The 12898-nt window shown below is 60.0% G+C and carries 11 protein-coding genes; 5 read left to right on the top strand and 6 right to left on the bottom strand.

Going from position 1 to position 12898, the window contains the following annotated elements; genetic code table 11:
* Positions 1-60: 60 nt before the first annotated feature.
* The 4 genes from BGRAMDRAFT_RS21755 to BGRAMDRAFT_RS21740 all read right to left on the bottom strand — a co-directional run bounded on the left by BGRAMDRAFT_RS21755 (position 61) and on the right by BGRAMDRAFT_RS21740 (position 3680).
* A complete protein-coding gene (locus tag BGRAMDRAFT_RS21755; RefSeq protein ID WP_044021598.1) occupies positions 61-579 on the bottom strand; it encodes a RidA family protein in 519 nt (172 codons plus the stop codon).
* Positions 576-1487 carry a PhzF family phenazine biosynthesis protein gene (locus BGRAMDRAFT_RS21750; RefSeq protein WP_006050985.1) on the bottom strand — a complete coding sequence of 304 codons (912 nt, stop codon included), beginning with the start codon at positions 1485-1487 and terminating at the stop codon, positions 576-578. The genes BGRAMDRAFT_RS21755 and BGRAMDRAFT_RS21750 overlap by 4 nt, the downstream gene beginning before the upstream one ends.
* An 86-nt stretch (positions 1488-1573) precedes the next feature.
* Positions 1574-2098, bottom strand: coding sequence for a helix-turn-helix domain-containing protein (locus tag BGRAMDRAFT_RS21745; protein WP_006050984.1), 525 nt, complete (start codon positions 2096-2098; stop codon positions 1574-1576).
* 760 nt (positions 2099-2858) lie between these two features.
* Positions 2859-3680, bottom strand: coding sequence for an oxidoreductase (locus BGRAMDRAFT_RS21740; protein ID WP_006050983.1), 822 nt, complete (start codon positions 3678-3680; stop codon positions 2859-2861).
* Positions 3681-3727: 47 nt separating this feature from the next.
* Between BGRAMDRAFT_RS21740 and BGRAMDRAFT_RS21735 the strand changes: the two genes are divergently transcribed.
* Positions 3728-4153 (top strand): MerR family transcriptional regulator, encoded by a 426-nt coding sequence (locus tag BGRAMDRAFT_RS21735; RefSeq protein WP_198143926.1) that lies wholly within the window; start codon positions 3728-3730, stop codon positions 4151-4153.
* Positions 4154-4595: 442 nt separating this feature from the next.
* Here the strand turns inward: BGRAMDRAFT_RS21735 and BGRAMDRAFT_RS21730 are convergent, their stop codons facing one another.
* Positions 4596-5210: a TetR/AcrR family transcriptional regulator gene (locus BGRAMDRAFT_RS21730; protein ID WP_006050981.1), complete on the bottom strand. Its 615-nt coding sequence runs from the start codon at positions 5208-5210 to the stop codon at positions 4596-4598.
* Positions 5211-5388: 178 nt separating this feature from the next.
* Between BGRAMDRAFT_RS21730 and BGRAMDRAFT_RS21725 the strand changes: the two genes are divergently transcribed.
* Entirely contained in the window at positions 5389-6138 is a 750-nt protein-coding gene (locus BGRAMDRAFT_RS21725; RefSeq protein ID WP_006050980.1) for an SDR family NAD(P)-dependent oxidoreductase, read from the top strand.
* Between the two features lie 637 nt (positions 6139-6775).
* On the opposite strand, the gene prpF is transcribed toward BGRAMDRAFT_RS21725, so the two are convergent.
* Complete coding sequence (gene prpF, locus BGRAMDRAFT_RS21720) at positions 6776-7939, bottom strand: 2-methylaconitate cis-trans isomerase PrpF (RefSeq protein WP_006050979.1); 1164 nt, start codon at positions 7937-7939, stop codon at positions 6776-6778.
* 161 nt (positions 7940-8100) lie between these two features.
* On the opposite strand from prpF, the gene BGRAMDRAFT_RS21715 reads away from it, so the two are divergent.
* The 3 genes from BGRAMDRAFT_RS21715 to acnA all read left to right on the top strand — a co-directional run bounded on the left by BGRAMDRAFT_RS21715 (position 8101) and on the right by acnA (position 12857).
* Positions 8101-9066 (top strand): GntR family transcriptional regulator, encoded by a 966-nt coding sequence (locus BGRAMDRAFT_RS21715; protein WP_006050978.1) that lies wholly within the window; start codon positions 8101-8103, stop codon positions 9064-9066.
* Between the two features lie 99 nt (positions 9067-9165).
* On the top strand, positions 9166-10035 hold the full coding sequence (locus BGRAMDRAFT_RS21710) for an amidohydrolase family protein (protein ID WP_157140639.1): 870 nt from the start codon (positions 9166-9168) through the stop codon (positions 10033-10035).
* A 50-nt stretch (positions 10036-10085) separates the two neighbouring features.
* Entirely contained in the window at positions 10086-12857 is a 2772-nt protein-coding gene (gene acnA / locus BGRAMDRAFT_RS21705; RefSeq protein WP_006050976.1) for an aconitate hydratase AcnA, read from the top strand.
* Positions 12858-12898 lie beyond the last annotated feature (41 nt).

Raw genomic sequence — 12898 nt, 5'->3', positions numbered from 1 at the left:
GTGATCGTGCCGGGCCAGCGCGTCGAGGCCGGTCCGGTGCCTTGGTGAACGGGTGCAGCGTCAGCGTCCGTTCTCGTGACGGGGGCCAGCGCGTTTTGGCCGGCCCATGCGAAACCTTGGCGCGAGCGCGACCACCAGTTCGATTTCGAGCAGGCCGTTCTCCGGCAAACTGGCGACGCCGAGTGCCGAGCGCGCATGCCGGCCGCTTTCATCGAAGATGTCGTGGAGAAGGGCTGAGGCATGGTCCAGGATCTGACTGTGATTCGCGAAGTCGGGTACGGCATTGACGAAGCCGCGCAAAAAAAGAATGCGGTCGATCGCCGTCGCATGCGGCAGCGTCGCGACGAGCGCGCTCAGCGCACGCAACACGCAGGTGCGCGCTGCGTGCCGCAAGACATCGGGCCGCGTGTCGGCACTGACCGGACCGGCGATGATCGCGTCGCCGACACGGCTGACCTGGCCGCTGACGTACACAACATCGTCGTGGACGACCGCGCCCACGTATGCACCTCGTGCTGATGGCACGGGTGGCAAAGTCAGGCCAAGTTGCGCAATCCGCGCCAGCAACCGGGTCGTCATGACGCCGCGCCAAGGTCTGTTTCGAACCGGACTGTGCCGGCGAGCCAGCAGCCGTCCAGACCCTCGCGTGTGGAACCTGTCTCGTGATTGAAGTGCACGGATATCTGCGACGGACGCTGCATTGCGCGTCCCTGGCGAATCGTAATGAGGCGCGCGGACGGTTCGACCATGCCATTGGCGAGGAGGCCGAACGACAGCGCGGAGGCCGCGATTCCGGTGGCCGGATCTTCCGGATAACCCGAGGCACGCGGGAATTGCCGGGCGTCGAAGATCTGACGGTCTGCGTCGAACGTGGCGTACGTATAGAGCCCGGTCGAGCCGAGCCGCTCGCACAGCGCCTCGATTCTCTCGAAGCGCGGCCGAAGGGCGTCGACATGCGCGGGACTGGCAAGCGGAATTAGGGTCTTGACCCGGCTCGTGCTGGCGTTTTGGATTGGCAGCGGCGCAAGCTGCGCGGCGTCGATGCCCAACACGTCGAGGATGTCGTCGCGCAGGGTTGGCGTGTCCGGCAAGGGTTCGATACGGCCAGCGGGCTGGGATATCTCGACCACGGTGCCGTCGCCCGCCCGCCCCGTGATACGGATCGACACGCGACCGCTGCGCGTCAGGACGACGAGCCGGTCGCGCTGCAAGCGGCCGGTCAGGTGGAGCAGCCACGCTGCGCCGATGGTGGCGTGGCCACACATCGACATTTCGTGGTTGGGGACCCGGAAGCGAAACTCGTAGTCGCAGCCGGAACCGGCGGGCGCCGGCAATACGAAGCCGCTTTCATGACCGTAGCGCCGGGCCACTGCCTGCATTTGCGTGTCGGACATGCCGGCGGCGTCGGCCACGATGGGCGCCGGGTTGCCGCCGCCGGGACCGGCGGCGAACACGCTTACGAGTTCGACTATGTGACGTTCTTGCATGACCGTTCAAACCCGTCTGACCGGGAATCTGTTTCCATCCGGTCAGATTACGGAGATCGGCGCGGTGGCGCGCGGCCCTATGGGCCTTACTTCTTGACCGAACGGGCCATGGTCGTGCGCAGAGCCGAAGGTGAATGGCCACCAATGCGTCGCACCGCACGCGCGAGCGCCGCGCCGCTTTCGGACCCAACGCGAAACGCAACTTCGCCTATGGGCAGATCCGTTTCGGCGAGCAGCCGGCAGGCATTCTCGTAGCGCGTGCGTTGCTGGAACTCGCCGATCGACATGCCGGTGCCTTCACGGAACAAGCGCGTGATGTGGCGGCGTGAAATGCCGAAGCGTCCTTCCAGCGTATCGAGCGGGATGGCCTGATCGGCATGGCGAATGACAAACGCCTCGAGATCGGCGACCAGCGCCATGCCATGTTCACGCGGCGAGGTGCCCGACATCGTCTTGCCGGTGACGATCTCGCCGATGCACTGCATCAGCAAGGCCGATGACAAAGCCTGGCGAACGGCTGCGTTGCCATAGTCGCTCAGATCGTTGCGCAGCGAGAGGTCCTGTAAGGCGCGAATGGCTGAGGTTTGACGCGCGAGGATGGGTGTGCGCATGCGCCGGCGGAATTCGCCCGAGCGAGCCGACTTTGGTATCAAGCTTGCGCAGCGCGTCTCCCGTCACGTAGACCGCAAGATGCGTATGGGTAGCGCATCCCGCGCGCGTTTGATGAGCACGCCCAGACGGAACCACGGCGAAACGATCCTCCGACAGCCACGTACCCGCGCGCTGGTCCTCGTGGCAAAGTTCGACTGCGCCGTGGCTGGGCTGGATGAACATGAGGCAATCGTGCCAGTGCCATGGCATCGCATACATACCACCGCCGGTTAGCGCCGCGTGCCCGTCGTCAGCAGCGACGAGCACACGTTTGTCGGCGGGCTGACAAATCTGGTCGAATGAGATCTCAGCATGGTGGCACCTCAAGGAGAACGATGTCCGTCTTCGCTGCCGCATGATACGTGTACTTTAATTCCGGCATCCGACAGCTAACCTGTCCGTCCATGAGGGAGATTGGTCTCTCTCGTTGAACATGTAGGGCGGGCACCGATTCGACTCGGTTGTTGTCGGAGACGCGCCTGCCATCGTTGAGCAAATGCCCAGGTTTTGTGGCGTCGGCCATGCACATGCCGCAGCCAGGGCACTTTGAGTATTGTCGAGGCGTCTGAAAGCAGGGATATTGCGGCCGGAGGCGGAGATTTTCCAGACAGTGTCTGGGTAATCTGCGGCTCTAAAAATTAATCGCGACCGCAAACCATGGCCTTGACCGCCGTAGTTTGACGCGCAAGCTTCGTTCTGCCAGCAAAATTTCCCAGGTCTTTATTTAAGCGCGGACATGATCAGCCAATCAAAGAGACGATCAGGAAGGCACCACTTCAAGAACAACAACGACTTTGCCATATGACCACCGGAATAGCGTACCTTTGGACGCTTTGCCTTCAGCGCAGCAACTACAAGATCGGTGATGACTTTGGGTTCAGGTTGACCAGTTTGATTCGCCAGAGCTTTCGACAGTTTTTTCGAAAGCGAGGAATAGGCATTTCCCGACGAATGCCGCTTTGCTGATTCCAGGGCAATAGTGCTCCATTCCGATTTTATACCCCCCGGTTCGATCACAATGACATCGATGCCAAACGGGCGAACCTCATTGCGCAACGCGTCTGAGTAGCCTTCAAGGGCAAATTTCGAAGCGTGATACCAGCCACCTAGAGGAAGCGCCAGCTTTCCACCGATCGATGAAACGTTGATGATGCGGCCGGCGCGGCGTTCCCGCATGTATGGCAAGCACAGTTGTGTAAGCCGTGCCGGACCGAACAAATTTACTTCGAGTTGTCGGCGTGCAACTTCTAACGGCACGTCTTCGAGCGCACCGTACTCACCAAACCCGGCGTTGTTAACGAGTACATCAATTCGGCCATGATCGCGAATGATTCGATCAACGCATGCCACCAGGTCAGAATCATTGGTAATGTCCATCAAGACCGCTATACCTCCAGCGGCCTCGATGTTGCCCATGCGCACGAGACGCCGCGCCGCGCCGTATACGACATATCCTTCATCGAGCAGGCGCAGTGCAAAGTCGTTCCCCATACCGGAAGAGGCCCCGGTAACGAGAGCGACGGGTTTTTGGATAAGGCCCACTCTGTTCACTCCAATGTGTGAATGAAAATTTCGCTGGTTAGGATAAAGTGTCGAGTAACCCCACAGTCAAGTCCATTGTTATGCTCATAAGCGAGATTTCGAAAATTGCTGGCTTGTCCAAGGATGGCATTCGCCACTACGAGAAGATGGGCCTCTTCCGTTCGACCGCACGCAGCGCAGGGAGCCGCGTCTATCGCGACTACGACCCATCGATACTTGTCACGATCGAGCACATCCGTGACGCACAACGCCTGGGCTTTTCATTAAAAGAGATTGCGCCTCTTCTGAAGGCTTATCTGGATGCTCCTCCAAGCGTGGAGCAAACGATCGAGTTCCTCGACGCAAGGCTTGTTGTCATCCGGGAGAAGATCGCTTCTTTGCAAGAGGTCGAAGCCTTCATCGTCGACAAAATGGGACGATACCGAGCAAAAGATCGAATATACCTAGAGACAAAGACGGAAACGGGTCATTGAGACGAGTGACTGCATTAAGCGCGACGAAATCAGCGCGCATTTAATCCGGGGACAGCGGCCGGGACAGCCGGTGTTTCGACTGTTGAGAAAGCGTCCGGAACCATTCGTACATGAATTTTCGCATTCGGATCACAGATCAACTCGCGGACAGAACAAGCACACGACTTTGCGGTCTATAAACGACAACAAATATTGATTTAACTACCGTCACACAAGCTGGCAGACGTGAGAATGAAACATAGTGGTAGCACAGGCCCTCCATGCAGAACGAATGTCGGCTAGACGCACATATGCCGCATTCTTAAAGAAACGCTAAAAAGCAGGATTATTTTTCGTGGCCGCTCGATAGCTTTTTCCATAGATGCACAGAAGGGATTTGTCGGCTAGTAACTCGCGAGAAAGCGCAAAACTTATCAGTCAGGCGCGCGTACCGGGAATCGCTTCACGCAGCGTATCGAGCGAGCATGAGTTTCACCGCTTCCTCGACAACGTGCTCAACGTCTTTTTTTGTGCCACCGCAGCCAGGTCCAATTAGCTCGGGCCAGAACGACTGGCCGGTGATAACCGCGAGAAATTGATTAGACGCTGTTTCTATATTGTCGATGGCCATCCGGCCAGCTGCGACTTGCGTCTGCAAATAGTCTTCAAGGCGTTTCAAAAAGGGGCCTTTGACCCGGTCATAGACTGTTTGGCCGAGAAAAGGAAATCGCATGGCCTCGGAGATAATCAGGCGATAAATTGCCTGCATGTTTGCTCCGCGCATCAGGAGCGCGTAGCTCACGCCCATTTTTCGCAGGCCTACGGCGGGATTTTCACTCAGGGCGTTATCTGGGCACGGCGGCGGAACGGCCCAGAACTCCTCGACCATGGCTTCAAACAGAGCAGCCTTGGTCGAAAATCGCTTGAAGAGCGTGGCGGTAGATACATCCGCACGTTTCCCGATTTGCTGCAACGACGTGCGCTCATATCCCTGCGCCAGGAACAATTCCATCGCCGCGTGGATAACGGCCGTGCGTTTTTCCTCTTTGATCCTCTCGTGATAACTGCAATCCCTCATGTGCTCTCGGATGCTCGTTTTTGCAGAAGCATAATTGTAAGCCCAACGACATGGTAAGTCACTCAACTTGACACATGACTGAGCTGGCGATATGGTATGGTGAGTCGCTTAACTCACACTGGTGCCGGCATTTCGGATCGCGGGTGTCAGCTCTATGTTTCAATTGAAGAAGGCCTCCATGTCTGCTCCCGTAGTTTTGATCACCGGCGCTTTGACCGGTATCGGCCGCGCCACCGCCTTCGCGTTTGCCGAAAAGGGCGCTCGCCTTGTCGTCTCTGGCCGACGTGACGAACTTGGCCGCAATCTGGTTCACGAGCTCCGGGCCCTCGGCGCCGAGGTCGAGTACGTTCGCGCCGATGTACGCCACGACGATGAAGTAAAGCTGCTGATCGACCAGGCCGTGGCACGCTTTGGCCGCCTTGACGTTGCCGTCAACAACGCCGGCACGGAGGGCACCTTCGGCCCGCTCACATCGCAAACCGCGGAAACCTATGCGGCGACCTTCGAGACCAACGTGCTCGGCACGCTGCTGAGCATGAAGCATGAGTTGCGCGTTATGCTGGCTCAGGGCGCCGGCAGTATCGTGAACGTATCTTCGGTGCTCGGGAAAGTCGGCACGGCCAATGGCGCGATCTACGCGGCGAGCAAGCACGCGGTAGAGGGGCTCACTAAATCAGCGGCGCTCGAAGTCGCCTCTACTGGCGTACGGGTCAACGCGGTAGCGCCAGGCCCCGTCGCTACGGAGTTTCTCGACCGCGTGACTAACGGGTCCAAAGACCGCATGGACTACATGAAGGCCTATGTCCCGGCACGCCGCCTCGGCAGGCCCGAAGAGGTTGCAGCCGCGATCGTCTTCCTGGCATCACCCGGCTGCGCGTTTCTTACCGGCCACTCGCTGTCTATCGATGGCGGGAAGCTCGCGGGATAGTTTGACGTTAAGCAATGCAGGTCATTACTTTAGTTTCGTTCACGCGGCAACTTGCGGCCGTTGGGATCCCGAGTGTTCGCCGGATGACGGACATAGAGCCGGAGTTACGGCGACATTGGTATGTGGGGCGAGCTCTCTTGCGTTTGCTTGCAGTCCAAAGAAAACATCTGAAAGACCTCGCGGGTTACCCGTAAGCGTCGACGCCATATCGTCCTGATTGGTGATTGGTGCCGCCGCTTGTGAGAAGGCTTACCTGGAATCGTGGACGTAGATATTGCAGGCCTTGCCGCGGTCATCCGCGCGGTTATGAACTTGCGCCCACCAGCGGGCCAATGGAACCTCAGCACAGCAATCGCGGCGAGGCCGACGATGTTTTTCCCTCGCACAGGGTCGATGGCGAAAAAACCGACGTCGGCCTCTCCGGTCGCGACGCCCGTCACCGCTTTTTCAGCAGCGTCATATTTGACGCATTAGAGAGGAAGTGACAGTTGCCGGGCGAGTTCGGTGGCAAGGTCCACGGAAATGCCTTGCGGTTCGCCGTTCGATGCCCGGGTACAAGAACAGGATTTCCAAAGTTGATCGCGGCCCGCAGCACACCCGTCGGCGAAGGCGCCGCGCAATACGGTTTGCGCAGAACTCATTGCTTGAACACCGAGGACGGAACGAGCACGCTGCCTTCCATCAGTCGTCGGGCGCTGCGGCTCATCACGGCTTTTGTGACGGTCCAGACGCCATCTGTTTGCTGCGCCTCGGCACCGACCTGCAGGCTGCCCGAAGGATGTCCGAAACGCACTGAACCGGCGGCAGTCGATACAAGACGGTTCACCAGCGTCCCCGGGATAGCCGCGGCTACCGCGATCGCAACGGCGCCCGTACCGGTCATGGCGTGGTGCAGCTTGCCCATCGAGAAAATCCGCGCATTGATGTCGATCGATGAGGTATCGATCGCCTTGCCGCTCGAAGATACATAACCGAGCGGCTTTGCAACGAACGCGAGCTTGGGCGTGTGAGGACGCAATGTGGTGGCTTCCTCCGCCGAGCGCGCAAGTCCCATGCGAACAGCAGCGCTCGAGCGGATGGCCTCGGCTTTTTTCAGCAGTTCGGCGTTGCCGTTCACGTCCGCCTGGAGCTCGTTGCCGTTGAGCCCGAGGGTCGCGGCATCGACGAAGATTGCCGGATTACCCGCGTTTATCATCGTCAGTTCGACCGGACCGACGCCGGGAACGTCGAGCAGGTCCGAGGCGTTGCCGGTAGGGAACATGCCGCCGTCGTCGTCGCCTTCGCCGCTCGGGTCGAGAAATTCGATCTTGACTTCAGCGGCCGGAAACGTCACACCGTCCAGTTCGAAGTCGCCTTCTTCCACGACCGCTCCATCGCGCATGGGCACGTGCGCCACAATCCTGGCATTGATATTGGCTTGCCAGATTCGCACCGTCGCAATGCCGTCACGAGGCGCATCGACGAGACCCTGCGCAATGGCAAACGGGCCCACCGCGGACGTGAGGTTCCCGCAGTTGCCGGACCAGTCCACCACCGGCCGGTCGATCGCGACCTGTCCAAAACGATAATCGACATCGCAGTCGCTTTGCGACGACGGTCCCACGATAACGACCTTGCTGGTGCTGGAAGTGGCGCCGCCCATGCCGTCGATCTGCTGACCGTACGGGTCGGGACTGCCGATCACGCGCAAAAGAAGCCGGTCCCGGAGCGCTTTGTCCGCCGGCAGCCAGTCTTCCCTGAAAAACACGCCCTTGCTGGTGCCTCCTCGCATGTAGACGGCCCGAACCTTCGATTGACTCACGGTGATATCTCCTAAATGCAGTTAGGGCGGCAGCTCAATTTATTGCGTTTGTTTAACAACAAAAGCATAGTAAGTGCAAGTGTGTTGTCGTGCAAGCTTAAAAAGCTACTCGGTCGAACTCCGTAGAGGTATATTCGGCGAGCTTGTTCTGCTTACTTAACATGACTTCAGACCTGACTCACAGCCAACAGAAAGCCCTTCGCGAAATTGTCGGTTACGTCCGTCGCGAGCGGCTTGCAACTGGAACGCACTTGCCGGAATGGACGCTGGCCAGGCTGATCGGCACATCCCGATCTCCGGTCCGGGTCGCGCTCGACCGCCTGGTCCAGGCCGGTGTCATGCGCTACGACAAGAATCGCGGTTACTCGGTCGAGGCCCCATTCGACAATCTGCCGGCGGACCTGCTGGAGCAATTGAATTCCACCGATGACCCGCTTTATTTGCGACTGGCCGACGCGCGGTTTCGCGGGGCGGTGCCTGAGTCGGTGACGGAAGCGGACCTGACGCGGCTGCTTGAGGCGTCTCGAAGCGACGTGCGCAAGGTACTGGTTCGCGCCCACAGCGAGGGCTGGGTTGAGAAGGAGGCGGGTTACGGCTGGCGTTTCCTGCCGATGATCGATTCACTTGACGCCTACGACGACATGTATTCGCTTCGGGCCGCGATTGAGCCCGCCGGCATCCTCAGTCCAAAATTTCGGCCCGTTCTGGAGGAACTGCGCGAATTGCGCCGGGAGCAGCGAGCGATTCTTGATGGCGGCCACGAAGCAATGACGCCCATCGAGCGGTACGAATCCAACGCGCGCCTTCACGAAACGATCGCGGCGTGGTCGGGCAACCGCTTTGCGCTGCAGACACTGCGCCGGCTCGACCAGATGCGGCGTCTCGCCGAATACCGGCAGGCCCGCCAGCAGTTGCCCCGGCGCGCGCTCGCGAAGGAGCATATCGACATCCTGGACGCTATCGAGCGCGGTGATTTTCTCGAGGCGGCGAGCTTGATGCGGCGGCATATTGAAGCGGCGCGCACCAAAAAGGCCGTGCTGGAAGTGTTCGCCCGCAGCGATCCCAGCGATTCCGCGCCAACCGGCCCGACACTGCCCGGCGTTGCGCCAGCCGGGAGTAGCGGGTAAACGATAGTTTCGGCGTCCAACCGTACCCAGCCGCCTTCGGGCGGCTTTTTTTTCGTCCTCGAAAAGAATATTGCGTTTTTGGTTTGACAAACACACACAGTGAAACGTAACCTAATTGCGTTTTCGGCATCAAATAATCAAACAGGCAACAGGGACAACCCGATGTCAGCGACTAGCGTTTTCATTGTCGATACCCACGCGCATGTGTTTCACCGCGGTCTGCCCTTTGTGCCGTCGCGACGTTTTACGCCGGACTACGACGCCTCAATTGATGCCTACATCGCGGAACTGGATGCCAACCGAATTGCAAAGGGCGTTCTCGTCGCCGTCAGCATTCTCGGGAACGACAACGCCTATCTTCTGGAGGGCTTGCGTGCTCATCCGGAACGTCTGCGCGGCGTTGTCGCGATCGATCCCGCGTCCGACCTGCGCCTGTTCGACGAGTTCGAGGCCGCGGGTGTCGTCGGGGTGCGCGTGAACCTGACGGGCAACCTGCCAGTCCCTTCGTTCGCGTCCGGCGCGTGGGCGGAAGCCGTTGCCGAGTGCGTCCGTCGCAATTGGCACATTGAAATCAACGACCGTTGCGCTCGCCTGCACGAGTCTCTCGCTCCGCTGGTTGAGGCGGGAGCAAAGGTAGTCGTCGATCACTTCGGCATGCCCGAGCGTCAACCCGGCATGGAGGACGAAGGCTTCGAGCGGCTGCTGGGTTTTGCGCCGAGCCGGCAAGTTTGGGTGAAGCTGTCCGGCGCCTACCGGACCAGTCCCGAGATTGCGCGCGCAGCCGCACCCCGACTCTGCCAGGCGTTCGGCGCCGGGCGGCTCATGTGGGCGAGCGACTGGCCCTTCACGCAACACGAAGCCTCACAGAGTTACCGCGCGCAAGTCGGCGCCATCGCTGACTGGATTCCCGATGTAGCAGAGCGCGCAACCGTGCTTGGCGAAACGCCTCGCGAGCTCTTCAGGTTCTGAGCCGCAAGCATTTCCCGCAACGACTGCTCCACATACCGCAAGAGAACACCATGACGGCAGACAACACTTCCCGCTTCTCCGATTGCATTCGTCACCTAAACGCTGCGGACGCTTCGTCGCCCAGCTATTTTTCCCTCGAAGCGCTGGCTGCATCGGGGTTCCCGAATCTGGGACGCTTGCCCGTGGTGATTCGGATTCTGCTCGAATCCGTGCTGCGCAATTGCGACGGCGCGAAGGTGCTGGAATCGCACGTTCGCGATCTTGCGTCGTGGTCGCCGAACGCGCCGCGTGAGAAGGAGATTCCATTCGTGGTCGGCCGCGTCCTGCTCCAGGACTTCACTGGCATACCGCTCCTCACCGACCTTGCCGCGATGCGAAGCCAGGCGCTAAAGCGCAATGCCGATCCGAAGGCGGTCGAGCCGCTCGTGCCCGTGCATATGGTCGTCGACCATTCCGTGCAGACCGAGTTTTCGAATGTGCCAAACGCGCTGCGCCGGAATATGGAAGTTGAGTTCGGTCGCAACCGCGAACGCTACGAACTGATGAAGTGGGGCATGCAGGCCTTCGAGACGTTCAAAGTCGTGCCGCCGGGCATCGGCATCTGCCATCAGATCAATCTCGAGTATCTCGCACAGGGGGTCATTGCGAAAGATGGCCTCGTGTTTCCGGACACTCTGGTCGGCACCGACTCGCATACGACCATGATCAACGGCATTGGTGTACTGGGCTGGGGTGTCGGCGGCATCGAGGCGGAGGCGGGCATGCTCGGCCAGCCCGTCTACATGCTGATGCCCGATGTGGTCGGTGTCGAGCTGACCGGTTCACTCGCAGCGGGCGTGAGCGCGACGGACGCGGTGCTTCAGGTCACCGAGACGCTGCGCGCGGCGAAAGTTGTCGGCAAGCTCGTCGAGTTCTTCGGCGAGGGCGCGGCGTCGCTCAGCGCCACCGACCGCGCGACGATTGCCAACATGGCTCCCGAGTACGGGGCCACGAGCGGTTTTTTCCCGGTTGACGACAACACGCTTGCCTACTACCGGAACACGGGCCGAAGCGACGAGCAAGTCGCGCTCATCCGCGATTACTTCACCATACAAGGCTTGTTCGGTGCGCCGAGGACGGGCGATATCGACTATTCGAGCATCATCAGGATTGACTTGCGGGCAATCAGGCCGAGCGTGTCAGGACCGAAGCGCCCCCAGGATCGCGTCGATCTTTCGGCGCTGGGCCGCCGTTTCGACGAAGTCATGGTTCAGGACGTCAAGAGCGGCGGCTATGGCAAGAGTGTCGCCCAGCTAGACGAACGCTACACGGTCACCTCGAAACCGGCGGGCGCACCCGGTCCGCAGGAGCAGTATGAAATCGGTCACGGCGACGTGCTGGTCGCCGCCATTACGTCGTGCACGAACACGTCGAATCCGGAATTGCTGGTCGCCGCCGGTCTCGTTGCGAAGAAAGCACTCGCCCGTGGCCTCAAAGCCAAGCCGTGGGTCAAGACACTGTTCACGCCCGGCTCGCGCGTCGTGACCGCTTATCTCAAGGAGGCGGGCCTCACGGAACCCCTCGAGGCGCTTGGATTCGGCATCGCTGCCTATGGGTGCGGTGCGTGCGTTGGAAACATCGGGCCGCTGGATCCCGCGCTCGAGGAAACTGTCGTGTCCCGGGATCTGGTTTGCAGCGCGGTCCTCTCGGGTAACCGCAACTTCGAAGCACGGATTCACGGCAATCTGCGGGCCAACTTTCTCGCGAGCCCGCCGCTCGTGGTGGCGCTCGCAATCGTGGGCTCAATCCGTGTCGATGTAACGACCGAACCGCTCGGCCTGGACCGCGATGGTCGTCCGGTGATGCTCGCTGATATCTGGCCGACGAACGACGAGATCAAGGAGCTCAGCGTCTACGCCGCGAACTCCGCGCACTATACGCAGCTCTATTCGGACTTCACCGCCGGTCACGATCTTTGGAACGCCATAAAAACCAGCGAAGGCGCTGTCTACGACTGGCCCGAATCGACGTATGCGGCTGAACCCGATTTCTTTGGCGCGCCCCAGTCAGGCGGCGACGGTATTGTGGGCGCACGGGCGCTTGCGATCCTCGGAAACTCCATCACGACCGATCACATCAGTCCCGCCGGCTCGATCGCGAAAAATTCGCCCGCTGGTGAATGGCTCACGGAGCGCGGCGTTCCTCAAAAAGACTTCAACACTTATGGCGCCCGACGCGGCCATTTCGAAGTGATGGTGCGCGGCACTTTTGCCAACGTTCGCCTGAAGAATCTCATGCTGTCCGCAAAAGCCGACGGCTCCGCTGACGAAGGCCCGTACACGGTGCATCGTCCAAGCGGCGAGCGCACCACGATATTCGATGCATCGCGCCGTTACATCACAGCGGGCACGCCTTCGATCATTTTTGCCGGCGAGGAGTACGGCACCGGATCGAGCCGCGACTGGGCTGCGAAGGGCACGCGCCTGCTTGGTGTAAAGGCCGTCGTCGCGCGAAGCTTCGAGCGCATTCATCGCAGCAATCTCGCGGGACTTGGCGTGCTGCCGTTGCAATTCATTGGCGATGACAGTGCTCAGACACTCGGACTCGACGGCACCGAAACCTTCGATATCAAAGGGCTCGACGAAGGCGTAAAGCCCCTTCAGGAAGCGACGCTCGTTGTCACGCGTGCCGACGGAAGCAAGCGTGAAGTGAAGCTGCTCGCGCGCATCGACACGCAGATAGAAGCGACCTATTTCAGCAACGGAGGCATTCTGCCTTACGTGCTAGACAGCCTGCTCGAAAAGTCCGCGACGCGGCAGATGTCGGCGACCTGGCGCTATTGATGTTCAGCAAAACGAATCTACAACAGGAAGAGGAGACAAAC

This window comes from Paraburkholderia graminis C4D1M, assembly GCF_000172415.1.
Taxonomy (GTDB): domain Bacteria; phylum Pseudomonadota; class Gammaproteobacteria; order Burkholderiales; family Burkholderiaceae; genus Paraburkholderia; species Paraburkholderia graminis.
Note: the sequence above shows the minus strand (reverse complement) of the source record. Positions and strands in the feature narration are given on the sequence as shown.